This window comes from Citrobacter freundii complex sp. CFNIH2 (genome assembly GCF_002880615.1).
Lineage (GTDB): Bacteria > Pseudomonadota > Gammaproteobacteria > Enterobacterales > Enterobacteriaceae > Citrobacter_A > Citrobacter_A amalonaticus_F.
In genome coordinates, this window is sequence record NZ_CP025757.1 from 2215115 (window position 1) to 2239843 (window position 24729).

Consider the following 24729-nt stretch of genomic DNA (forward strand, 5'->3'; position numbering starts at 1 on the left):
GAAATGATGATCCCCGAACAACGACGTGATTTTATTTACCGCTACGTGCATGAAAAAAACGTCGCCTCGTTTAATGAGCTGGCGGATCTGATGAGCGTGTCGCACATGACCGTGCGCCGCGACATTCAGTTGCTGGAAGAAGAAGGCAAAGTCATCTCGATCAATGGCGGGGTGAAACTCAACAATCTGCTGAAATCGGAACTGCCGTGGCGGGAAAAGGCCGAACTGCATCATGACGTGAAGCGACGGATGGGACAGCTTGCCGCCATGCTGATAGAGCCAGGGCAAACGCTGTATCTCGATGCGGGAACGTCGTTGTTTGAAGTGGCGAAAGCCGTCGCCGCCAGCCACTGCTTCAACCTGACGGTGGTGACCAACGATTTTTCCATCAGCCACTACCTGATGGATATGCCACACATTACGCTGTATCACACCGGAGGACTGGTGGATCAGCGCAACCGTTCCTGCCTCGGGAAAAGCGCCGCCAGTTTTCTGCGCACGATCAACATCGACGTGGCGTTTCTCAGTTCGTCCTCGTGGGATACCGAGCGCGGTATGTCGACCCCCAGCGAGGGCAAAGCCTCGGTGAAAGAGGCAGTGCTCACCGTCTCCCGCCGTCGGGTACTGGTTTGCGACAGCAGTAAATTTGGCAAATACGGAATGTTCCACATCTGCTCGCTGGATCAACTGACCGACATTATTTCGGATAACCGGTTGCCCGACGTGGCGCAGGACACCATTGCCAGCCAGGGCGTGAAACTACACCTGGTTGATTGCCGGGAGGGAACGCAGCATGCTGAAGTTAGCGGCTAACCTCGACTGGCTGTTTTGCGAATACCCCATTGCCGGGCGCTTTCAGGCCGCAAAGGCGGCGGGTTTTCATGGCGTTGAAGGGCTGTTTCTCTGGCAGCATCCGCTGGACGTGCTGCTGGCGGCACAACGGGAAACCGGCCTGCCGGTGGCGCTGATGAATGCGCCGGCGGGTAACTGGCAGGCAGGTGAACGCGGACTGGCCTCCCTGCCGGGCCGTGATGAGGAGTTTCATCGCAGTCTGCTGATTGCCCGCGATCACGCCACGGCACTGGGCTGTCGCAAGGTGCACGTCATGGCCGGACTGCGCGTGGCCGGCCTTTCCGCCAGCGACCAGCGCGCACGGCTGATAGACCAACTGCGTATCGCCTGTGACGTCATGGTCGAAGCTGGAATCGACGTGCTGATTGAACCGTTAAACCCGGACGATATGCCTGGTTATTTCGTCGATAGTTTTCCACTGGCCGAAAGTCTGATTAATGACGTGAGCAGGAAAAATATCGGCTTACAGTTTGATATTTACCACTGCCAAAAAATACACGGTAATGTTGCGCATCTTATTGAGCATTATTTACCGATCATTAAACACTTTCAAATTGCTTCTGTACCCGGTCGCCATGAACCGGGAACGGGAGAATTAAATGAAGCATGGCTCTTTGAATTTATTAAGCAGACAGGTTATCAGGACTGGATGGGGTGTGAATATAAACCGTCAACACCAGGGCCCGAATCGTTACGCTGGATGACACCGTACTTATAATTTTAATATCTCTGTACCGGAAAACCGGAGGAACACATGTCGGATACTGTTATTATCTCGCTGGCACCCGTTGCCGCGGATTGCCCCAGAGTTATACCCGAAGAACTGGCCCAGGAAATACTGGCCAGCGTCGAACATGGTGCGGCCATCGTGCATTTACATGTTCGCGATAAGCAGGGTCGCCTGACGCCAGACACCACAGATTTTCAGGCGACAATCGACCACGTCATGCGCCATTCCGACCTGATTATTCAGGCCTCCACCGGTGGCGTCTCCGCCATGTCGATTGCCGAGCGCTGCGCGCCACTGGACTGTCCCGGCGTCGAGATGGCGTCGCTGAACGTCGGCTCCGTTAACCTCGGCGATGCCGTATACTTTAATCCCGGACCGGACGTCGAATATTGTTCGCAACAAATAACCCAACGTTCCATTATTCCCGAATTTGAAGTTTTCGAAATTGGCATGATTAATAACATCCTGGCGCTGGAAGAAAAAATATCGTTCAAGAAACCAATGTTATTCAATATTGTCCTCGGACACCGTGGAAGTTCACCCGCGACGGTTGATGCGTTAATTGCCTTGCGCAGTATGATCCCACGCGACGCCTTATGGGGAATTACCCATTTTGGCCGCAAGAATTTCGATATTATTGCGGCTGCGGTCGGCATTGGCGCCAGCGAAGTGAGAATTGGTTTTGAAGACAGCTATTATTTAAGTGCCGAAGAGAAAGCCCAGCATAATTATCAACAGGTTGCCAAACTCGCCACACTTATTCGCAGTATGGATAAAAAGGTCGCCACGCCGGATATTGCGCGGCAAATGTTAGCTATTCCACCACGGCAGTAATAACGAGAGAAAGGACATTTCACCATGACTATCACAACCGTTATTCACAAAACCGGACTGGGCGTCTGCATCGCCGGTGGCGCACTGGCGGCAATTGGCGCGCTGATGCAGTCTCCCGCCCTCTGGCAGCCGGGGCTGGTGATGCTGACGGCAGGCTTCGCGGCAGGCGCGGGCTACTGGACAAATCTTCGCAGCTACCAGTTTACCCTGTGGATCATCGCCGGCTTTGTCGCGGCGATGACCTGGTCAACCGATCTGATCGTCTGGGGCGGATTCAACATCACCCATAAGTGGATCGTCTTTTTAGTGATCCAGGCGACCATGTTCAGTATGGGGACCAAACTCACGATTCAGGACTTTATTGATGTCGCTAAAATGCCATGGGCGGTGTTTATCGGCACCTTCTGTCATTTCGTCATCATGCCTTTGCTCGGCCTGAGCATTACGCTGATCTTCGACTTCCCGCCGGAAGTGGCGGTGGGCATTTTGCTGATTGGCTCCTGCCCCAGCGGGCTCTCCTCCACCGTCATGGTGTATATCGCCAACGCCAACCTGGCGCTGGCGGTCTCTATCGCCGCCGTCTCAACGCTGGCGGCGACGGTCATGACCCCGCTGTGGGTGAATCTGCTGGCGGGCTCGATGATCGACATCCAGCTCACGGCGATGGTGATGGACGTCGTGAAAATCGTATTGATCCCGATTGGCGCAGCGATTTTACACGACTACCTGAAAACCTATGCCGGTGTGCAGGGTCGTCGAACCGTGCAAATTCTGGCCGGGATCAGCGCCATCTGGCTGCTGTATATGATTGCCGGCGGCTGGGACTCGCTGTTTGGCAGCGCCAGCGCCGACGCGCAAATGTACGCGGTGGTGTTGAACTTTGTGGCGGGCGGGATCATCTGGGCGCTGTTCTATAACTGGCTGTATGGACGCGTGGACGGCGTTAAGAAGGTTATGCCGACCATTTCGATGATGGGCATCATTTTCTTCACCACCACGGCGGCAGCGGCCGGACGCGACAACCTGGTTCAGGTCGGCTTTCTGCTCTGCTTCGCCATGCTGATGCACAACCTCGGCGGCTTCCTGATTGGCTATCTGATGAGCCGCTGGGTCTTCCGCATGGATGTTCAGTCCGCCCGGACGGTGGCCTTCGAAGTCGGCCTGCAAAACGGCGGGATGGCATCAGGTCTTGCCGCCGCGATGGGCAAACTGGCCACCGTTGGTCTCGCCTCTGCGGTCATGACGCCGCTTGGCAACGTCAGCGGCTCGCTGCTGGCTAACTACTGGCGCAAAAAGGATGCCCGACAGGCGCAGGCCCAGAGCGAGAGTTCGCCTGCTCAACCGGTATCAGAACCTCTGTCAAAAGGATAACTCACAATGATGACTTTAACCCTGAAACAGGCGCGACGCGCGGTAGACTGCGCGCTCGATCTCGCCGACACCCGTTACGCGCAACGTCCACTCAGCGTGGCGGTGTGCGACGCTCACGGCGAGTTACTGAGCTTTGCCCGTATGGATAACGCCAAACTGTTGACCATTGAGCTGACGCAGCGTAAAGCGCGCACCAGCAGCCGTTTAGGCTGCACCACTCAGGCGTTTTTACAACGTCTGCAAAACGAGTCGCTGGATATCAGTTACTTTGCTGACCCACGTTTTACCGCGCTGCCCGGCGGCGTACCGATTCTTCACAACGGTAAATGCCTGGGGGCCGTTGCGGTTGGCGGACTGTCCGCCCAGGAAGATCACGATGCGGCCATGGCCGTTGCCGAATGTTTGCTCAAGGAGATCGCAGAATGAAAAAGATCGCTATGCTTCACACCAGTTCCGCCACGCTCGCCATGATGCAGCAACTGATCGGCGACATCATGCCAGAAGCGGACGTGATGCACCTGGTCGAAGAGTCGATGATTAAGCAGGTGATGAAGGCCGGTGGCGTGACGCCGAACATTGCGGCACGCATTGCCGACTACGTCCACATTGCCGAAAAAGCCGACTGTGAGATTTTCATCACCGCCTGTTCGTCCATTGGCACGGCGGTTGAACAGTGTCAGTTTATGACGCCGCTGCAGCTTGCGCGTATCGACTGCGCGATGGTGGAAAAAGCCATTAGCCTGGGTGAGGACATTGCCGTGCTGGCCACCGTCGCCACGACCATGAAACCGACGCTGGAGTATGTGCAGCGCAAAGTGCAGGCCAGTGGTAAGCAATGCACCGTGACGCCGATATTGATGGAAGAGGCCTTCCATGCCCTGCTGGCGGGCGATATGGAAACCCACGATCGCATCGTCAGTGAAGGATTGCACAGCGCGTATAAACAGGCTGATGTGGTCATGCTGGCGCAAGCGTCGATGGCTCGCGTTCTGCAGCAGCTTCCGTCTCCGCCCGTCCCGGTGATGACCTCTCCGGAAAGCGGCATTCGCTGGCTGAAAACGCTGGCGGAAAGCGCATAGCCCATCACGTCAACACTCCCCGTCGGCCGGATAAGCGCCAGCGCCATCCGGCAAACAGACAGGCAAAAAAAAGGCCATCATCAGATGGCCAACCATGTCGAAAATGGACCAGCCCTTTCCCCTGCATCACGGGTAAATGCAGGGGATGGGCTGTTTTATTGCTTTTACTTAATGACGGCTTTCAGCGCTTCGCCGATATCGGCCAGGCTGCGAACGGTTTTCACTCCAGCGGCTTCCAGAGCTGCGAATTTCTCATCCGCAGTCCCTTTACCACCGGCGATAATAGCCCCTGCGTGACCCATACGTTTGCCTTTCGGCGCGGTCACACCGGCAATGTAGCCCACAACCGGTTTAGTCACGTGATCTTTGATATAGGCAGCCGCTTCTTCTTCCGCGCTACCGCCGATCTCACCGATCATCACGATCGCTTCGGTCTGCGGATCTTCCTCGAACAGTTTCAGGATATCGATGAAGTTAGAACCCGGGATCGGGTCACCGCCGATGCCCACACAGGTGGACTGGCCGAAACCGTAGTCGGTGGTCTGCTTAACCGCTTCATAGGTCAGCGTACCGGAACGGGAGACGATACCCACTTTACCCGGCTTGTGAATGTGACCCGGCATGATGCCGATTTTGCATTCGCCTGGGGTGATAACCCCCGGGCAGTTCGGGCCGATCATGCGTACGCCCGCTTCATCCAGTTTCACCTTCACGGTCAGCATATCCAGCGTCGGGATACCTTCGGTAATGGTGATGATGAGCTTAATACCTGCGTCGATGGCTTCCAGAATAGAGTCTTTGCAGAACGGTGCCGGAACGTAGATAACCGTTGCAGTCGCGCCGGTTGCTTCAACCGCTTCACGCACGGTGTTGAACACCGGCAGGCCCAGGTGCGTGGTGCCGCCTTTGCCTGGCGTTACGCCGCCAACCATCTGCGTACCGTAAGCTATCGCCTGTTCGGAGTGGAACGTCCCCTGGCTACCGGTAAAACCCTGACAGATAACCTTGGTGTTTTTATCGATTAAAACAGACATTATTTCCCCTCCACTGCGGCAACAACCTGCTGAGCTGCATCCGTCAGACTTTTCGCTGCAATAATATTCAGGCCGCTGTCAGCCAGTTTCTTCGCGCCGAGTTCGGCGTTGTTGCCTTCCAGACGAACCACTACCGGAACGTTAACACCCACTTCCGCTACCGCGCCGATGATACCGTCAGCGATCAGGTCGCAACGTACAATACCGCCGAAGATGTTAACCAGAACCGCTTTAACGTTGTCGTCAGAGAGGATAATTTTGAACGCTTCGGTTACGCGCTCTTTGGTTGCGCCGCCGCCAACGTCAAGGAAGTTAGCCGGTTCGCCGCCGTGCAGTTTCACGATGTCCATGGTGCCCATCGCCAGACCTGCGCCGTTAACCATGCAGCCGATGTTGCCATCCAGTGCGACGTAGTTCAGTTCCCACTGTGCTGCCTGCGCTTCACGCGGGTCTTCCTGCGATTGATCGCGCATCTCACGCAGATCCGGCTGGCGGAACAGCGCGTTGCCGTCCGCGCCCAGTTTGCCGTCGAGGCAGATCAGATCGCCCTGCTTAGTGATAACCAGCGGGTTGATTTCGATCAGCGCCAGGTCGCGCTCAAGGAAAATGGTCGCCAGGCCCATGAAGATTTTGGTGAACTGCTGAACCAGTTTGCCTTCCAGACCCAGTTTGAACGCCAGCTCGCGTCCCTGATACGGCATTGGGCCGGTCAGCGGATCAAGCGCAACTTTGTGGATCAGGTGCGGGGTTTCTTCCGCCACTTTTTCAATTTCAACGCCGCCTTCGGTCGAGGCCATGAAGACCACGCGACGGGAGCTACGGTCAACCACCGCGCCCAGGTACAGTTCTTTATCAATATCGGTCGCAGCTTCAACCAGAATCTGGTTAACCGGTTGACCGTTGGCGTCTGTTTGATAGGTCACCAGACGTTTGCCCAGCCAGTGTTCAGCAAAAGCGCGGATCTCTTCTTTGCTTTTGACCACTTTCACACCGCCCGCTTTACCGCGGCCACCTGCGTGAACCTGACATTTTACTACCCACGGACCTGCACCGATTTTCGATGCTGCTTCTTCAGCTTCACGCGGAGTAGTACAGGCATAACCCACCGGCGCCGGTAAGCCATAGCGGGCAAAAAGTTGTTTTGCCTGATATTCATGTAAGTTCATGTGTTCTGTCCATCCTTCAGGTAATCGTTATCTTTAAACCCGTAGACCGGCGTGGTGCTTGTGCCGGATGGCGCTACGCTCATCCGGCCTACGAGGCAGGTGATACTCTTGTTTACTACACGTCCAGCAGCAGACGAGTCGGATCTTCCAGCAGTTCTTTGATCGCCACCAGGAAGCCCACGGATTCGCGACCATCGATCAGACGGTGATCGTAGGACAGCGCCAGGTACATCATCGGCAGGATTTCGACCTTGCCATCTACCGCCATCGGACGATCTTTAATCGCGTGCATCCCGAGGATCGCGCTCTGCGGCGGGTTGATGATCGGCGTGGACATCAGGGAACCGAATACGCCACCGTTGGTGATGGTGAAGTTACCGCCCGTCAGATCTTCCACCGTCAGCTTGCCGTCACGACCTTTGATAGCCAGCGTCTTGATGTTTTTCTCGATGTCAGCCATACCCAGCGTATCAACGTCACGCAGTACCGGGGTTACCAGGCCGCGTGGCGTGGACACCGCCATGCTCACGTCGAAGTAGTTGTGATACACCACGTCGTCGCCATCGATAGACGCGTTCACTTCCGGATAACGTTTCAGCGCTTCCACCACCGCCTTCACGTAGAAGGACATGAAGCCCAGACGGATACCGTGGCGTTTTTCAAACGCTTCACCGTACTGCTTACGCAGCTCCATGATCGGCTTCATGTTGACTTCGTTGAAGGTCGTCAGCATGGCAGTGGAGTTTTTTGCTTCCAGCAGACGCTCGGCCACGCGTTTGCGCAGACGGGTCATCGGTACACGTTTTTCGCTGCGCGCCCCCAGGGCCGGCTGTGCAGCAGGGGCTGCTGCCGGTGCTTTAGCCTCGGCCTTCGCAGGGGCTTTCGCCAGATGCTTATCCACATCTTCACGGGTGATACGACCGCCCACACCGGTGCCTTTGATTGCACTGGCGTCGAGGCTGTGCTCAGCCAACAGGCGACGGATCGCCGGGCTCAGGGCATCGTTATTTTGCTCTTCCAGAGAAGCCTGCTGACGCTGCGCCGGGGTAGACGCTTTTTCTTCAGACTTCGCGCTGGTTTCTTTACCCGCGCTATTGCCTTCACGCAGGCGACCGAGGATCTGGCGCGAGGTCACGGTCGTGCCTTCGTCTTCCAGAACTGCATCCAGAATGCCGTCCGCTGATGCCGGTACTTCCAGTACCACTTTGTCAGTTTCGATTTCTACCAGCACTTCGTCACGAACCACCGCATCACCCGGTTTTTTGTGCCAGGTGGCAACAGTCGCGTCCGCTACGGACTCAGGCAGGTCGGGAACAAGAATATCTACGCTACTCATTATGTATCCTTTAATTAATCGACGTTCAGCGCGTCATTGACCAGATCTTGTTGCTGTTTCTGGTGAACGGACATATACCCTACCGCCGGAGAGGCGGAGGCCGGGCGACCTGCATAACGCAGAGCGGACCCAAATGGAATCACTTCACGGAAATGATGTTGGCTGCAGTACCATGCGCCCTGGTTGAGCGGCTCTTCCTGGCACCAGACAAAATCATGTACGTGAGCGTACTGTTTCAATACTTCCTGCATCGCCTGATGCGGGAAAGGATAAAGCTGTTCGATGCGCACAATGGCGACATCTTTCTGATTGTTCTTGCGACGCTGTTCCAGCAGGTCGTAATAAACCTTACCAGAACACATCACCACACGCTTCACGCCTTTCGGATCGAGGTCATCCACTTCACCGATGGCAGGCAGGAAGGTGCCGTTAGCCAGTTCGTCCAGGCTGGAGACCGCCAGCGGATGGCGCAACAGCGATTTCGGCGACATGACCACCAGCGGACGACGCATCCCGCGCAGCGCCTGACGACGCAGCATGTGATACACCTGAGCCGGGGTAGACGGTACGCACACCTGCATGTTTTGCTCAGCGCAAAGTTGCAGATAACGTTCCAGACGCGCGGAGGAGTGCTCCGGGCCCTGCCCTTCGTAACCGTGCGGCAGCAGCATCACCAGGCCACACATCCGGCCCCATTTCTGCTCACCGGAGGAGATGAACTGGTCGATCACCACCTGTGCGCCGTTGGCGAAGTCACCGAACTGTGCTTCCCAGATGGTCAACGTGCGCGGTTCCGCCGTGGCATAGCCGTATTCGAATGCCAGTACCGCTTCTTCAGACAGCACGGAGTCCCAGACGCGGAAGGAGCCCTGTCCGTTATGGACATGCTGCAGCGGCGTATAGGTTGAACCATTCGCCTGGTTGTGAATAACCGCGTGACGGTGGAAGAAGGTACCGCGACCTGAGTCTTCACCGGACAGACGAACCGGAATCCCTTCGTCGACCAATGTAGCGTAGGCCAGATTCTCGGCGCCGCCCCAGTCGAACAGTTTCTCACCGGCCGCCATAGCCTGACGATCGCCATAAATCTTCGCGACGCGTGACTGCATCTCAACCGCTTCCGGCACCGTACTGATGCGTTTCGCCAGTTCCTGCAGACGCTTCATCTCAACCTGGTTCGGGTAGTTTTCATCCCATTCGTGGTTGAGGTACGGCGACCAGGTAAAGGAGTGCATGTTCATCGGACGCCACTCTTTCACCACGCATTCGCCCGCGTCCAGCGCGTCACGATACAGGTTGACCATTTCAGTGGCATCTTCCAGCGTCGCAACTTTATCCGCTTCCAGCTTGTCAGCGTAGATTTTACGCGGAGTCGGATGCTTTTTGATTTTCTGATACATCAACGGCTGAGTTGCGCTCGGCTCGTCGGCTTCGTTGTGGCCGTGACGGCGGTAGCACACCAGGTCGATGAAGACATCGCGTTTGAAAGTGTTACGGAAGTCCAGCGCCAGGCGCGTAACAAACGCGACCGCTTCCGGATCGTCCGCATTCACGTGGAAGATCGGCGCCTGAACCATTTTACCGATGTCGGTGCAGTACGGGGTGGAACGCGCATCCAGCGGGTTAGAGGTGGTGAAGCCCACCTGGTTGTTGATCACGATGCGAACGGTACCGCCCACTTCGTAACCCCGCGCTTTCGACATGTTCAGGGTTTCCTGAACCACGCCCTGCCCGGTTACCGCAGCATCGCCGTGGATGGTAATCGGCAGGACTTTGTTGCTGCTTGGTTCGTCCAGCCTGTCCAGACGGGCGCGAACGGAACCAATTACCACCGGGCTGACGATTTCCAGGTGCGACGGGTTAAACGCCAGCGCGAGGTGAACCAGACCGCCCTCGGTTTCGATATCCGATGAGAAGCCCATGTGGTACTTCACGTCGCCGGTGCCGAGATGTTCTTTATGTTTGCCCGCAAATTCGTCGAACAGGTCCTGCGGTTTTTTACCCAGCACGTTGACCAGTACGTTCAGACGACCACGGTGCGCCATACCCAGCACCACTTCACGGGTGCCGCTGTTGCCGGCATGGCGGATCATCTCTTTGAGCATCGGGATTAACGCATCGCCGCCTTCCAGCGAGAAGCGTTTCGCGCCCGGGAATTTCGCGCCCAGATAACGTTCCAGACCTTCTGCTGCGGTCAGTTCGCTCAGGAAGCGTTTTTTCTCTTCACCGCTGAACGCGGCGCGACCGGATTCGATCCGCTGTTGCAGCCAGCGTTTCTCTTCGGTGCTGGTGATGTGCATGTACTCGGCGCCAATCGGGCCGCAGTATGTTTGTTTGAGCGCGGAAAGCAGCTCGCCCAGCTTCATCGTCTCTTTGCCGCCGGCAAAAGAACCTACGTTAAAGCTTTCCTGGAAATCGGCCTCTGTCAGATCGTGGAAGGAAGGATCCAGATCTGCCACAGTTTCTTGCTGCCACAGTCCCAGCGGATCGAGATTCGCATGCTGGTGACCACGGAAGCGATAAGCGTTGATGAGCTGCAGGACTTTAACCTGCTTCACATTGGTGTCAGGGTCGGAAATCGAAGAAGAGTAACGTGAGGCATCCTTCGCCAGACGACGGAAATAATCACGCGTTTTTGAATGGAATTGATCCGGTTTGACTCCGGTGCCAGGTAACTGCTGGAACGTCGAACGCCAGTTAGCGTCTACCGAGTCAGGATCGGTTAAGAAGTCTTCATAGAGCTGTTCTATCCAGCTCTGGTTTGCGCCAGAGAGGTAAGAAGAGTCCAACCAGGCTTTCAAAGCGCTGTTCTGCATCGTGATCCCTTAAGCATTTATATGCTTACTTCGCCGTGGATACTACCACGCATACGTCGTATGCGTGCCGGGGTTCACTTGTTACGGACTGTCGTGTGATCTGCGTCCGCTAAGGAACCTTTAAAAACTGTCTAATAATCGTCGTTGTTCAGGCTGCGACTGCGTTGCACCCGTCTCTCACCCCGGTCACATAGTGAACTATGCTCCCGACGATTCGTTCCGTTCGCGCCTTGTCTCGCGCTGAACATCTCGATTATTGCTATCAATGTGGCAGTTTTTAGAGGTTTCCTGCACTGATTTGCCTGGTGGCGACCCCGTAGGCCTGATAAGCGAAGCGTCATCAGGCAAAATGTGCCGGATGGCGACGCAAACGTCTTATCCGGCCTACAGGATTGCCACCGCGGGCAATGTCTACTTACGCACTGCGTTGCAACAGCATCGACTTAATATGGCCGATGGCGCGCGTCGGGTTCAGCCCCTTAGGACATACACTGACGCAGTTCATGATGCTGTGACAGCGGAATACGCTGAATGCATCGCTTATCCCTTCCAGACGGCTGTCGGTCTCGGTATCACGGCTGTCGATCAGGAAGCGATAGGCCGCTAACAGACCCGCAGGACCGATAAACTTATCCGGATTCCACCAGAAGGATGGGCAAGACGTTGAGCAGCAGGCGCACAGAATGCATTCATACAGCCCATCGAGTTTTTCCCGCTGCTCTGGCATCTGTAAATGCTCGCGAGCCGGAGGATTTTGCCCATTATTCAATAAGTAAGGCTTAATCTTCTCATATTGTGCATAGAATTGCCCCATGTCTACTACCAAATCGCGGATCACCGGCAAACCAGGCAGCGGACGGATAACAATTTTTTTACCGGGCTGAACCAGCGCTGACACCGGCGTGATGCAGGCCAGACCGTTCTTCCCGTTCATGTTCAGACCATCTGAACCACACACACCTTCACGGCAGGAGCGGCGGAAAGAGAGGCTGGGGTCTTTCTCTTTGAGCTGCATCAACGCATCCAGCAGCATCATGTCACGCCCTTCTTCGCCTTCCAGGGTGTAATCCTGCATGCGCGGAGCGTCATCAACATCCGGGTTATAGCGATAAATTGAAAACTCGAGTTTCATTGTCCTGTCTCCGCATTAGTAAGTACGAATCTTCGGCGGGAATGCCGGGCGCAGTTTCGGTTCCATGTTGACTTCACGTCGGGTCATGGATTCCGTCTCTGGCAGATACAGGGAATGGCACAGCCAGTTTTCATCATCACGCTCCGGGAAGTCGAAGCGGCTATGCGCGCCACGGCTCTCGGTACGGAAGTTGGCGGACACTGCGGTTGCATAGGCAGTTTCCATCAGGTTATCCAGCTCCAGACACTCTACGCGCTGGGTGTTGAATTCGCTGGAGGTGTCGTCCAGATGGGCATTTTTCAAACGCTCGCGGATGGCTTTCAGCTCTTCCAGACCTTTCGCCATCGCATCGCCTTCACGGAAGACCGAGAAGTTATGCTGCATACATTCCTGCAGCGCTTTGCGAATCACCACCGGATCTTCACCATCACGGTTGTTGTTCCAGCGGTTCAGACGCGCCAGGGACGCATCGATTTCGTCTTCTGTGGCATCGCGCAGTTCGCCCTGCTCGGCGATAGATTCCTGCAGATGCAGACCGGCCGCACGACCGAACACCACCAGATCCAGCAGCGAGTTACCGCCCAGACGGTTAGCGCCGTGTACCGATACGCAGGCGATTTCACCGACCGCAAACAGCCCCGGAATCACCACGTCTTCGCCCTGCTCGTTCACCGTCAGCGCCTGACCGGTCACTTTGGTCGGAATGCCGCCCATCATATAGTGGCAGGTTGGGATAACCGGAATCGGCTCTTTCACCGGGTCAACGTGGGCAAAGGTGCGAGACAGTTCCAGAATACCCGGCAGACGGGATTCCAGAACGTCTTTACCCAGATGGTCGAGTTTCAGTTTGGCATGCGGACCCCATGGACCATCGCAGCCGCGACCTTCACGGATTTCGATCATGATAGAACGCGCCACCACATCACGACCCGCGAGGTCTTTCGCATTCGGCGCATAACGCTCCATGAAGCGCTCGCCGTGTTTGTTCAGCAGGTAACCACCTTCACCGCGGCAGCCTTCTGTCACCAGAACGCCCGCACCGGCAATACCGGTTGGGTGGAACTGCCACATTTCCATATCCTGCACTGGCACACCTGCGCGGATAGCCATGCCCACGCCGTCGCCCGTGTTGATATGGGCGTTAGTGGTGGACTGATAGATACGGCCTGCGCCGCCGGTGGCCAGCACGGTCGCACGGGCTTTGAAGTAGACCACTTCACCGGTTTCGATGCACAGCGCGGTACAACCGACCACTGCGCCATCGGCGTTTTTCACCAGATCCAGCGCATACCACTCGGAGAAAATCGTGGTGTGGTTTTTCAGGTTCTGTTGATACAGCGTATGCAGCAACGCATGACCCGTACGGTCAGCCGCCGCCGCGGTGCGTGCCGCCTGCTCGCCGCCGAAGTTTTTCGACTGGCCGCCAAACGGACGCTGGTAAATTTTGCCGTCGTCGAGACGGGAAAACGGCAGCCCCATGTGCTCCAGTTCCAGAATCGCTTCCGGACCGGTTTTACACATATATTCGATCGCGTCCTGATCACCGATGTAGTCCGACCCTTTAACGGTGTCGTACATGTGCCATTCCCAGTTATCTTCATGGGTATTACCGAGCGCGACGGTGATGCCACCCTGCGCAGAAACGGTATGGGAACGGGTTGGGAACACTTTGGACAGCAGCGCACAGGTCTGGCCGCTTTGGGAAATTTGCAGTGCTGCACGCATACCTGCGCCGCCTGCACCAATGACTACAGCATCAAATTCTCTGACTGGCAGTTTCATTACACACCCCACACCACAACGAATCCATAAATCACGTAAACCACCAGGGCAACGACGATAGCCAATTGCAGCGGCAAACGAATTGCCAGCGGTTTAACGTAGTCGGTCAACACCTGCCACATGCCGATCCAGGCATGAATCAAGATGGAAAAAAGTGCCAGCAGGGTGAAGACTTTGGTGAAAGCCGATGAGAAGAAACCGGTCCAGACTTCCCAGGTCAGTTCGCCGCTTGTGGCGAAGAAACCCACCATATAGATGATGTATAACGTCAGAACGATAGCGGTAGCACGGACCAGGATGAAGTCATGTACGCCATTGCGTCCTAGTGCGGAGGCGTTGCTTACCATACGAGGACTCCTGCGAGAAGTGAAAGCACGACAGTGATAACAAAAGAGATTTTGGCTGAGCGTTTACCCGCTTCGAATGTTTCTTCCAGATAGCCAAAATCCATCATCATGTGACGAACACCGACCACGACGTGATACGCCAGCGCGGTAAGGATGCCCCACATAATAAATTTAACAAAAAAGCTACCCATGATGGCGGATGCCTGTTGGAATCCTTCAGGGGAAGAGAGGCTGGTGCCCAATAACCACAACAGGATCCCGACCGCCACAAAGGTGATCACTCCGGAAACGCGATGGAGAATGGACGCTATCGCCGTGATTGGGAACCGGATCGTTTGCAGATCCAGATTGACAGGTCTTTGTTTTTTCACATTTCTTATCATGAATAACGCCCACATGCTGTTCTTATTATTCCCTTTGGACTTCGGGTACAGAGAGTGAATCTCCTGTAGCCTGAAAGACGACGGGATTTCCTTCCTCCGGTCTGCGTGCGGGTCAGACAGCGTCCTTTCTATAACTGCGCGTCATGTAAAACACTGCTTCCAGATGCTAAAACGACACGTTACAACGCTGGGTGGCTCGGGATTGCAGGGGTTTCCGGAGACCTGGCGGCAGTATAGGACGTTCACAAAATCATTACAATTAACCTACATATAGTTTGTCGGGTTTTATCCCGAACAGTGACACAGGTCACGATAACAACATTTATTTAATTTTTAATCATCTGATTTGACAATCATTAAACAAAGTTGTTACAAACAACACCAGAAAAGGCATATAATGCGTAAAAGTTATGGGGTCACTCTTTAACCTGCAAATAAGTTATGTAACAGTAGGAAGATATTGACCGATCCCTTCAGTACAGTTAATAGTGATAGACAGGTTGAATAATTCGGATTGCTAAGTTGTTGATTTGTTGCTAATTCACCATGAGTTAACTGATTTACCTGCAAGCGCCCATTGCTCTGTACCCTGGTTTTCTCCTCTATCCAGAGCGGCGAGCCGAATAACAAACTGGTAACGGTTGATTGATGTATCGATGGCAAATCTCACCTGAGTAGTCTTAAGCAATAAGGCGCTAAGGAGACCGTAAATGGCTGACACAAAAGCAAAAATCACCCTAAATGGTGATACGGCTATTGAGCTGGATGTGCTGAAGGGCACGCTAGGTCAAGATGTTATTGATATTCGTAGCCTGGGTTCAAAGGGGATGTTTACTTTTGACCCTGGTTTCACCTCTACTGCATCCTGCGAATCCAAAATCACATTCATCGACGGCGATGAAGGCATTTTGTTGCATCGCGGCTTTCCGATCGATCAGTTGGCCACCGAGTCTAACTATCTGGAAGTGTGCTACATCCTGCTGAACGGCGAAAAACCGACGCAGGCAGAATACGACGCGTTCAGAACCACCGTGACTCGCCATACGATGATCCATGAGCAAATCACCCGCCTGTTCCACGCTTTCCGTCGCGATTCACACCCGATGGCGGTAATGTGCGGGATCACCGGTGCGCTCGCCGCGTTCTATCACGACTCTCTGGATGTGAACAATCCGCGCCACCGCGAAATCGCGGCATTCCGTCTGCTGTCTAAAATGCCGACGATGGCGGCGATGTGTTACAAATATTCTATCGGCCAGCCGTTTGTTTATCCGCGTAACGACCTCTCCTACGCCGGTAACTTCCTGAATATGATGTTCTCCACACCGTGCGAAACCTATGAAGTGAACCCGGTACTGGAACGCGCGATGGACCGTATCCTGATCCTGCACGCCGACCATGAACAGAACGCATCCACCTCAACCGTACGTACAGCAGGCTCGTCTGGCGCGAACCCGTTTGCCTGTATTGCTGCGGGTATTGCGTCCCTGTGGGGACCGGCGCACGGCGGCGCGAACGAAGCGGCGCTGAAGATGCTGGAAGAAATCAGCTCGGTTAAACACATTCCGGAATTCGTTCGTCGTGCGAAAGACAAGAATGACTCTTTCCGCCTGATGGGCTTCGGTCACCGTGTTTACAAAAACTACGATCCGCGTGCAACCGTGATGCGTGAGACCTGCCACGAAGTGCTGAAAGAGCTGGGTACCAATGATGACCTGCTGGAAGTGGCGATGGAGCTGGAACACATCGCGCTGAACGACCCGTACTTCATTGAGAAGAAACTCTACCCGAACGTCGACTTCTACTCCGGTATCATCCTGAAAGCGATGGGGATCCCGTCTTCCATGTTCACCGTGATCTTCGCCATGGCCCGTACCGTTGGCTGGATTGCGCACTGGAGCGAAATGCATACCGATGGTATGAAAATCGCGCGTCCACGTCAGCTGTACACCGGCTACGAAAAACGCGATTTTAAATCTGACCTTAAGCATTAATCGTCAGACCGCCGGATGGCGCTAACGCGTATCCGGCTTACGTTTGTGTATCGCGTAGGCCGGATAAAACGTTAACCTTGCCCTCCGGCAAATTCCCTCGTTTTATTGACCCGAGTTATATCCTTCTCGCAACACTTTCTCTATTATTGATTGATAACCCTCTTGATTTTCCTTAGGGAGCACGGAATGCCAGTTCTGCGGTGGGGCCTGCTGTTTTTGCTGTCACTTCTTTTGTCCCTGCTCTTTCTCTGTATTCATCTTCCGGCGGCGCTACTGCTCGGCCCGATGATTACCGGCATTCTGTTCAGTCTTCGCGGTATCTCCCTGCAACTCCCTCGCTGCACGTTCCTCGGTGCTCAGGCCATTCTCGGCTGCATGATCGCGCAAAATCTTTCGGTCTCCTTGTTAACCACCCTGGCGGCAAACTGGGCGGTGGTACTGGCGGTTCTGCTGGTGACGCTGCTCTCCAGTACAGCCGTCGGCTGGCTGCTGGTTCGCTACAGTTCTCTACCGGGCAACACCGGGGCGTGGGGTTCATCGCCCGGCGGCGCGGCGGCAATGGTCGCGATGGCTCAGGATTACGGTGCCGACATCCGCCTGGTCGCCTTTATGCAGTATCTGCGGGTACTGTTTGTCGCTGGTGCGGCGGTGCTGGTGACCCAGTTTATCATGGGTGAAAGCGCGGAAACCGTCAGCCAGCAGATTGAGTGGTTCCCGCCACTGAGCGGCAATTTGTTCACGACGCTGCTGTTAGCGGCGGTTGCCAGCGTCGTAGGCCGGATGCTGCGTATTCCTTCCGGTACGATGCTGGTGCCGATGCTGGTCGGCGCAGTGCTGCATGCGAGCGGCATGATGGTGATTGAACTGCCGGAATGGTTGCTGGCGATCGCCTATATGATTATTGGCTGGCAGATTGGTCTCGGGTTCGACAAGCAGGTGTTTTTTATGGCGCTGCGGCCGTTGCCGCAGATCCTGGTCTCTATCTTCGCCTTACTGGCGATTTGTGCAGCGATGGCCTGGGGCCTCGCCCACTATATGCAGATTGATTTTTTAACCGCCTATCTCGCCACCAGCCCTGGGGGGCTGGATACGGTTGCAGTAATAGCCGCCGGCAGTCACGCCGACATGTCGCTGATCATGGCAATGCAAACCCTGCGCCTGTTCAGTATTCTTCTCACCGGCCCCGCCATCGCCCGTTTTATTTCAGCCAAAGCGCCGCGACACGCGCATTAATGCTGGCAATGCGGACACCAATAGAACGGGCGCGAGGAGAGCGTGGTTTTCTCGATGATCCCGCCGCAACGTTCGCAGGGTTCACCGTCGCGGTGAAACACCTTAAAGCGAAACAGCGCGCCATGATGCCGGTTGTCATCCACCTGACCGCGGGTGGTATATGACAGGCGCGGAATATCCAGCAGCGCATGCGCTAACGCCGTCAACTGCGCATCGCTGAGATCGCGGGCTTTATGCTGACCGGTTAACCCCACCTGCCAGAGGATCTCCACGCGCAGATAGTTTCCCAGTCCGGCGAGAAAAGCTTGATCCAGCAACAGACCGGAAAACTGACGGTTGCGAAAACGCGGCGAGAGTAACCGCGCTTTCACCGCGTCAGGCGTCAGACGCGGGTCCAGCACGTCCGGCCCGACCCGTTGCAGGAAGGGATGGGTAGTGAGCTGTTCCGGCGTCAATATCTCAATGTCAGACGCGCTGTAGAGCAGAATGGTTTTATCCGCGGTTTGAAGTTTAACGCGCAGAATACGGGTGGTTTGCGGCATGTCGCCACTGTCCACCACGCGCCAGACGCCATACAACTGGTTATGGCTGTAGAGCGTCAGACCAGCGGAAAAATGGGTCAGCAACGCTTTGCCGCGCGTCTCCATCGCCGTGACGGTCTGCCCCACCAGCGTGGATTGATACGGTTTTAACTGCGCAAAGGCAAACCAGACATCCGTCAGGGGTTTGCCTTTGATCGCCGCCTCCAGGTTATCCGCCGCACGGCGGATCTCCGGGCCTTCAGGCATGGTTCTGTCCTTATCTGAGGAGATTAGTGCGTGGCGCCACCTGTCACGGCGATGTCATCGTCGATCTGCAATGCGGTAGCGATCGCCACTTCCAGCGCCAGACGTACCGTTTCCGCCGCCATACTGGGCGCACCCGGATGCGCCGCCGCCTGTTGCGGCAGATAAGGGATATGGATGAATCCCCCCTTCACCTCCGCGATGCCGCTCAGTTTGTGCAGCAATCCGTACATCACATGGTTGCAAACAAACGTCCCCGCCGTCTGTGAGACCGACGCTGGCACACCCGCTTCACGCATCGCCGCCACCATGGCTTTGATGGGCAGCGTGCTAAACCAGGCCGCTGGCCCGCCAGCAACAATCGGCTCATCCACCGGCTGTTGGCCTTTATTATCCGGAATACGGGCGTCGTCGACGTTGATCGCCACGCGCTCAACGGTAATATCGGTCCGTCCGCCCGCCTGTCCGATGGCCAGCACCAGCGACGGAGAGAGCGTATCAATGGCGGAATTCAGCACACTGAGCGACTCGCCAAACACACACGGCAACTGACGCGCCACCACGCGACACCCGGCGATGATAGCATTGTCGAGCTGCGAGACCACTTCCCAGGAAGGGTTAACCTGCTCGCCACCGAAGGGCTCAAATCCGGTGATTAATACTGTTTTCATCCGTCCTCCTTACAGGAACATCAGGAAATACATCAGGAACACGTTGACTAACAGCAGCAGTATGCCGGTCGGCACCTGCGCTTTAATGACCGCGTTTTTATCTGGCAGTTCCAGCAGCGCGGCGGGCACAATGTTGAAGTTTGCCGCCATCGGCGTCATCAGCGTACCGCAATAGCCGGAGAACATCCCGATAGCCGCCATCACCGCCGGGTTTCCACCGTGCTGTAGCACCAGAATCGGAATGCCAATTCCCGCCGTGACAATCGGGAAGGCGGCAAACGCATTCCCCATCACCATCGTCAACAGGGCCATCCCAATGGTATACACCGCTACCGCGATAAAGCGGCTGTCGACGGCCAGATACTCTTGCGTAAGATACGAAATGCCACTGCCGACGCCTGCCGCCGTAAACAGCAATCCTAACGTTGCGAGGATCTGCGGTAGAATAAATGCCCAGCCGATGGAATCCAGCAGACGGCGCGCCTCCTGAATCGGCTGATGCACCTTCTCATGGGTCATTTTGACAGCCATGCCCAGACCAATCAGTGAGCCTGCGGTCATCGAGAACAGCGTCACCAGCGTGGCATGATTACCTGGTCCAAACAGGGCGTCCTGCAGTCCCGGAATGTGGTTGAACATCAGTACGCCAATCACGGTGACGACCGGAATGGCCAGCGCCGGGTAAAACAGGCGGTTCCCCAGACGCGTGGCGCTCTCTTCCCGTTGCTCGCGGGTGCGCTGATGATAACTTCCCAGCTTCACACCGCCAAAACCGGCGATCAACGCCATGAGCACCACCGCGACGCCGACGGCAATGTTGACCGTGCGTTTGTCGCCCACCAGTTGATACGTCCAGTCGCCCAGCAGGAACAACAGCCCGTAGACCCCCCAGAATAACCCGGTCGTTAACCGACGCGGATTAGCTTTATCCTGCCAGGACATAATGGCGACAATCAGCAGAACGATCCCCGCCAGCCAGTAGAGGTAGCTTTGTTGAAAATTCATTGCGCCTCTCCTTTGCGGGTGTCAACAGAACCGGCTTTCGCCATCTCGCGTTGCAGATAGCTGTCCAGCCGCCACAGGCGCGTACCGTGGATCACTAAGGCGCACAGAGCCGTTGGGATCCCCCACAAGGCAATGTGCAGCGGTTCGGTCTGAATGCCACCGGACTCCAGCATAAAGTTGTGCATGAAGATAATCGCGCCGAAGGCGACGAAGATATCCTCACCAAAAAAGAGCCCCACGTTATCCGTCGCTGCCGACATCGCCCGCAGACGGTAGCGCACCGCGCCGGGCAATGCCCCGTACGTTTTCTCCGCCGCCCCTTCCGCCATAGGCGCTAACAACGGACGCACCATTTGCGGATGGCCGCCCAGGCTGGTCAGCCCCAACGCAGCGGTGGCTTCACGAATAAACAGATAGACGATCAACAAGCGACCTGACGTGGCGCTTTTAATCCTGGCAATCCATGCCTGGGCGCGTTCTTTCAGACCGTGACGCTCGAGCAGGCCGATAACCGCCAGCGGGATCAGCAGGATAAACGGCAGGTTGCGGGTGTTGAGAAAACCTTCACCCAGTTTTTCGAGGATCGTGGCGATCGGCATTTGCGCCGCCAGTCCGGTGACGATCCCGGCGACAATGACCACCAGCACCGGGTTAAAACGTAAAAGAAATCCAACCACAATGACGGCGATGCCCATCAGTGGCCAGAGCGTTATTGCATCTCCCATAATCCATTCCTGTATGTTGTGTTTTGTTGTGGTGTTTTTATATGCGCAGCCCCTCAATGGAGGCTGCGTCAGTGTGTTTATGCAACAATGGTGATACCGCGGGCTTCAAACGCCGCGCGTAAACGTCGGGCGAAGGCCAGCGCGTGTTCGCCATCGCCATGAATACAGACCGTTTGCGCCACGACGCTTGCCCACTCGCCGGTGAGACTTTTCACGCGTCCGGTTTCAACCATTCCCAGCGTTTGCGCCAGCGACTGTTCCTCGTCTTCAATCAGCGCGCCCGGTTGGCTACGAGGCACCAGACTGCCGTCCGCCAGATAACCGCGGTCGGCAAACACCTCCTGTCGCGTGACAAGACCGTAACGCTCGCCCGCACGAATCAACTCGCTTCCCGCCAGGCCGACCAGAACCAGCGCCGGATCGCAGGCGTGTACCGCTTTGGCAATAGCATCCGCCAGTTGCGGATCTTTCGCCGCCTGGTTGTAGAGCATGCCGTGAGGTTTCACATGGCGCATGACGCCGCCTTCCGCCCGGGCCATTGCCGCCAGCGCGCCGATTTGATACAGCGTTTGCGCGTAGACGGTTTCCGCAGGGAGCGTCATCGCTGTACGGCCAAAGTTTTCCCGATCCGGAAAGCTCGGGTGCGCCCCAATGGCTACGCCATTTTTCAGCGCCTCGCGCACGCTGGCCAGCATGGTTTGCGCATCGCCAGCATGAAAGCCGCAGGCAATATTGGCCGATGAGACCAGCGTCAACAGCTCTCCATCGCTGGCACAGCCTTCGCCGAGATCCGCATTTAAATCAATGTTCATCATTGAGTCGCCATGTGAGTTGTTCCAGATAGCGCTGTTGGTCCTGCCGCGCTTTCAGCGCCTCCTCCAGCGAACACTGAACAAAGTGAATCGGTTGACCGAGCGGGATCTGCGCCAGATGGTACATATCGGCCTCAATAATACAGGCAATGCGCGGATAACCGCCGGTAGTCTGGGCATCGTTCATCAATACAATCGGCTGCCCGTTGTGCGGTACCTGAATCACGCCGGGCAGCAGACCGTGCGACACCAGTTCCCGATCCGTCGTTCGCGTCAGCGGCTGTCCCTGCAAGCGGTAGCCCATCCGGTTACTCTGTGGACTCAGATGCCACGGCGATCGCCAGAACGACTCCTGTGAAACGGCGTAAAATTCGTGGTATTCCGGCCCCGGCAGCGCCCGAATGTGGTTCCCCCATAGCAGTTGCTTTACTCCTCGCGCTTCCTGGAACGGGCGCCGGGGTTTGCCGGTTGCCAGCCGGTCGCCATCTTTCAGCAGACGGCCTTCCAGCCCGCCGATGCCCACTTTGAGATCGGTACTGCATGACCCCATCACTTCCGGCACGTCGATGCCGCCCGCGACGGCAAGATAGCTGCGCATACCGTGCTGCGGACGTTTTAGCGCCAGACGCTGGCCCGCTTTCACCGGCAGACGCCAGCCCGTCCAGACGGGGTGATTATCCAGCCGCGCTTCGCATCCTGCGCCAGTCAGGGCAAACCAACCGTCGGTTTCAAATTCCACAACCAGTTGTCCGAGGGTAATTTCCAGCACCGGGGCACTGGCCTCATTGCCCACCAACAGGTTAGCGATTTGCATCGCCGGTTTATCCAGCGCGCCACAGTGGCTCACGCCTGACTGACGAAAACCGTGACGACCGCCGTCCTGAACCGAGGTGTACAATCCCGCGCGAATAATATTCAGCATACCCCCTCCTTCTGCGGGATAAAGCGCACGCTATCGCCGGGGCGCAGGAGAACCGGTTCCTCTTTTTTCGGGTCGAACAGGGGCAGCGACGTATGACCAATCAACTGCCAGCCGCCTGGCGTTGGCAGCGGATAAATACCGGTTTGCGGCCCGCCGATACCCACCGATCCTGCCGGAACGATCAGCCGCGGCTCTGCGCGCCTTGGCGTGTGCAGTTGTTCCGGTAAGCTACCGAGATACGGGAATCCCGGCTGAAAACCTAAAAACCAGACCACATACTCGACCGACGCGTGCAGTTCCACCACCTGCTTTTCGCTCAGGCCGCTGTGGCGGGCAACGTCCGCCAGATCGGGACCACCTGCGCCGCCGTAGGTCACCGGAATTTCGATGTAGCGTGAGTCAGGCTCCAGCGCCTCACTCTCCTCCCACCAGCGTTGCAGGCGTTCGATCGCATCCAGCGCCAGCGTTTGCGGGTCGCGCAGGATCACGGTGATATTGTTCATTCCCGGAATCGCCTCGACCACGTTTGGCGTCTCAACCAAACGCTGAGCGAGTCGCCAGATACGTTTCTGGCTCGCCAGCGTCACCGGCGGCTCAAGCTCCAGCACCACCGCCGTTTCACCTAACAGATAACAACGCGCTCGTTGCACTTGTGTTCCTCTTGTTTTTACCACCCGCTTCATCAGGCGTTATTGTCGCTGCCAGTCAGGACTCGGACAGCGCACAAAAACCGGAGCGTACAGAGAGTACGTGAGGATTTTGAGCTCTGCCCAGGGCCAGAATGGCAAGTAAAATAGCCCTTATGAGGCGGGTTATGCAGGGTTGGGAATATCAATAAACGTCACATCCAAATCGGTGTTCTCCGTCAGCCATTCGCTGAGCGCACGGATCCCGCCGCGTTCGGTGGCGTGATGCCCGGCGGCGTAAAAATGCAACCCCTGCTCACGGGCAGAGTGGATGGTTTGTTCGGAAACTTCGCCGGTGATAAAGGCGTCAACGCCAGACTGTGCGGCGCTGTCGATGAAGCTTTGCCCGCCGCCGGTGCACCAGGCGACGCGTTTGATGGTATCCGGCCCGGTGTCGCCGCACCATAACGGCCTGCGTCCAAGACGTGCTTCAATCCACGACGCCAGTTCCAGCCCAGGAACCGGCATCGCCAGTTCGCCCCAGGGAACCAGCGGCTCGATTTCACCCATTACGGTGATCCCCAACAGGGCCGCCAACTGTGCGTTGTTACCCAGTTCGGGATGCGCATCCAGCGGGAGATGCCAGCCGTAGAGGTTAATGTCATTCGCCAGCAGCGTTTTCAGGCGATTGCGCTTCATCCCGCGAATCACCGGGGATTCGCCTTTCCAGAAATATCCATGATGAACGATGACTGCATCGGCCTGCAGACGCACCGCTTCATCCAGTAACGCCTGACTGGCGGTCACACCGGTGACGATTTTCTGCACCGTTTCTTTGCCTTCAACCTGCAAACCGTTTGGCGCGTAGTCGCTGATGGCGGCGCTGTTCAGTTTCTCGTTGATCAGTTGTTCCAGTTCGGTGTTTTTCATCATCGATCCCTTGTTTATTTATGCACTCCGTTAAAATAGCGTCCCTGTGGCGGTTCGTCGATAGACAATTATTCGCCATATCAAGAAACCATCGCCGCGCGCTTAGCCATAAAAAAGAGGCGTGTTTACGCCCCCTCTTCCTGAATAGTTATGGCGTCAGATCG

Annotated in this window: 24 protein-coding genes; 8 read left to right on the forward strand and 16 right to left on the reverse strand. The window is 56.1% G+C overall.

What is annotated here, in order from left to right:
• Positions 1-3 precede the first annotated feature (3 nt).
• Genes WM46_RS10940 through WM46_RS10965 form a run of 6 tightly spaced genes read left to right on the forward strand, consistent with a single transcriptional unit; the run spans position 4 to position 4866 of the window.
• Positions 4-813 (forward strand): DeoR/GlpR family DNA-binding transcription regulator, encoded by an 810-nt coding sequence (locus tag WM46_RS10940; protein ID WP_187394479.1) that lies wholly within the window; start codon positions 4-6, stop codon positions 811-813.
• Positions 794-1570: a hydroxypyruvate isomerase family protein gene (locus tag WM46_RS10945; protein WP_102602254.1), complete on the forward strand. Its 777-nt coding sequence runs from the start codon at positions 794-796 to the stop codon at positions 1568-1570. Before WM46_RS10940 ends, WM46_RS10945 begins: the two co-directional genes overlap by 20 nt.
• A gap of 36 nt (positions 1571-1606) precedes the next feature.
• Positions 1607-2416 carry a 3-keto-5-aminohexanoate cleavage protein gene (locus WM46_RS10950; RefSeq protein ID WP_102602255.1) on the forward strand — a complete coding sequence of 270 codons (810 nt, stop codon included), beginning with the start codon at positions 1607-1609 and terminating at the stop codon, positions 2414-2416.
• Between the two features lie 24 nt (positions 2417-2440).
• Complete coding sequence (locus WM46_RS10955; protein ID WP_061076870.1) at positions 2441-3787, forward strand: bile acid:sodium symporter family protein; 1347 nt, start codon at positions 2441-2443, stop codon at positions 3785-3787.
• Positions 3788-3793: 6 nt separating this feature from the next.
• Entirely contained in the window at positions 3794-4213 is a 420-nt protein-coding gene (locus WM46_RS10960) for a GlcG/HbpS family heme-binding protein (RefSeq protein WP_102602256.1), read from the forward strand.
• Complete coding sequence (locus WM46_RS10965; RefSeq protein WP_102602257.1) at positions 4210-4866, forward strand: aspartate/glutamate racemase family protein; 657 nt, start codon at positions 4210-4212, stop codon at positions 4864-4866. The genes WM46_RS10960 and WM46_RS10965 overlap by 4 nt, the downstream gene beginning before the upstream one ends.
• A 164-nt stretch (positions 4867-5030) precedes the next feature.
• Here the strand turns inward: WM46_RS10965 and sucD are convergent, their stop codons facing one another.
• The 8 genes from sucD to sdhC form a co-directional block, all read right to left on the reverse strand.
• Positions 5031-5900 (reverse strand): succinate--CoA ligase subunit alpha, encoded by an 870-nt coding sequence (sucD, locus tag WM46_RS10970; protein WP_061076867.1) that lies wholly within the window; start codon positions 5898-5900, stop codon positions 5031-5033.
• Positions 5900-7066 carry an ADP-forming succinate--CoA ligase subunit beta gene (sucC, locus tag WM46_RS10975; protein WP_042320639.1) on the reverse strand — a complete coding sequence of 389 codons (1167 nt, stop codon included), beginning with the start codon at positions 7064-7066 and terminating at the stop codon, positions 5900-5902. The genes sucD and sucC overlap by 1 nt, the downstream gene beginning before the upstream one ends.
• Before the next feature lie 115 nt (positions 7067-7181).
• The gene (odhB, locus tag WM46_RS10980) at positions 7182-8402 is read right to left on the reverse strand and encodes a 2-oxoglutarate dehydrogenase complex dihydrolipoyllysine-residue succinyltransferase (RefSeq protein ID WP_061076865.1); all 1221 of its coding nucleotides are present in this window, start codon (positions 8400-8402) and stop codon (positions 7182-7184) included.
• A 14-nt stretch (positions 8403-8416) separates the two neighbouring features.
• Complete coding sequence (sucA, locus tag WM46_RS10985) at positions 8417-11218, reverse strand: 2-oxoglutarate dehydrogenase E1 component (protein ID WP_061076864.1); 2802 nt, start codon at positions 11216-11218, stop codon at positions 8417-8419.
• A gap of 415 nt (positions 11219-11633) precedes the next feature.
• Entirely contained in the window at positions 11634-12350 is a 717-nt protein-coding gene (gene sdhB, locus WM46_RS10990; protein WP_043001368.1) for a succinate dehydrogenase iron-sulfur subunit SdhB, read from the reverse strand.
• Between the two features lie 15 nt (positions 12351-12365).
• Positions 12366-14132 carry a succinate dehydrogenase flavoprotein subunit gene (sdhA, locus tag WM46_RS10995; RefSeq protein WP_102602258.1) on the reverse strand — a complete coding sequence of 589 codons (1767 nt, stop codon included), beginning with the start codon at positions 14130-14132 and terminating at the stop codon, positions 12366-12368.
• A complete protein-coding gene (gene sdhD, locus WM46_RS11000) occupies positions 14132-14479 on the reverse strand; it encodes a succinate dehydrogenase membrane anchor subunit (RefSeq protein ID WP_042320644.1) in 348 nt (115 codons plus the stop codon). Before sdhD ends, sdhA begins: the two co-directional genes overlap by 1 nt.
• Entirely contained in the window at positions 14473-14877 is a 405-nt protein-coding gene (gene sdhC, locus WM46_RS11005; RefSeq protein ID WP_043001371.1) for a succinate dehydrogenase cytochrome b556 subunit, read from the reverse strand. The genes sdhD and sdhC overlap by 7 nt, the downstream gene beginning before the upstream one ends.
• Positions 14878-15572: 695 nt before the next feature.
• Here sdhC and WM46_RS11020 point away from each other — a divergent pair.
• Positions 15573-16856, forward strand: coding sequence for a citrate synthase (locus WM46_RS11020; RefSeq protein WP_102602260.1), 1284 nt, complete (start codon positions 15573-15575; stop codon positions 16854-16856).
• 186 nt (positions 16857-17042) lie between these two features.
• Entirely contained in the window at positions 17043-18089 is a 1047-nt protein-coding gene (locus tag WM46_RS11025) for an AbrB family transcriptional regulator (RefSeq protein WP_102602261.1), read from the forward strand.
• Here the strand turns inward: WM46_RS11025 and nei are convergent.
• The 8 genes from nei to ybgI form a co-directional block, all read right to left on the reverse strand.
• Positions 18086-18877, reverse strand: a complete 792-nt coding sequence (gene nei, locus WM46_RS11030) for an endonuclease VIII (RefSeq protein ID WP_102602262.1) — start codon at positions 18875-18877, stop codon at positions 18086-18088. The two genes, WM46_RS11025 and nei, sit on opposite strands and share 4 nt — an antisense overlap.
• A gap of 23 nt (positions 18878-18900) precedes the next feature.
• Positions 18901-19545 carry a pyroglutamyl-peptidase I gene (gene pcp, locus WM46_RS11035; protein WP_061076860.1) on the reverse strand — a complete coding sequence of 215 codons (645 nt, stop codon included), beginning with the start codon at positions 19543-19545 and terminating at the stop codon, positions 18901-18903.
• 9 nt (positions 19546-19554) lie between these two features.
• Complete coding sequence (locus WM46_RS11040) at positions 19555-20550, reverse strand: DUF979 domain-containing protein (RefSeq protein ID WP_061076859.1); 996 nt, start codon at positions 20548-20550, stop codon at positions 19555-19557.
• Positions 20547-21275, reverse strand: a complete 729-nt coding sequence (locus WM46_RS11045) for a DUF969 domain-containing protein (RefSeq protein ID WP_102602263.1) — start codon at positions 21273-21275, stop codon at positions 20547-20549. The genes WM46_RS11040 and WM46_RS11045 overlap by 4 nt, the downstream gene beginning before the upstream one ends.
• A gap of 77 nt (positions 21276-21352) precedes the next feature.
• Positions 21353-22087, reverse strand: coding sequence for a 5-oxoprolinase subunit PxpA (pxpA, locus tag WM46_RS11050; protein ID WP_102603819.1), 735 nt, complete (start codon positions 22085-22087; stop codon positions 21353-21355).
• A complete protein-coding gene (pxpC, locus tag WM46_RS11055) occupies positions 22077-23009 on the reverse strand; it encodes a 5-oxoprolinase subunit PxpC (protein WP_102602264.1) in 933 nt (310 codons plus the stop codon). The genes pxpA and pxpC overlap by 11 nt, the downstream gene beginning before the upstream one ends.
• Positions 23003-23659, reverse strand: a complete 657-nt coding sequence (pxpB, locus tag WM46_RS11060; protein WP_061076856.1) for a 5-oxoprolinase subunit PxpB — start codon at positions 23657-23659, stop codon at positions 23003-23005. Before pxpB ends, pxpC begins: the two co-directional genes overlap by 7 nt.
• A gap of 162 nt (positions 23660-23821) precedes the next feature.
• Entirely contained in the window at positions 23822-24565 is a 744-nt protein-coding gene (ybgI, locus tag WM46_RS11070) for a radiation resistance protein YbgI (RefSeq protein WP_061076855.1), read from the reverse strand.
• Positions 24566-24729: the final 164 nt, after the last annotated feature.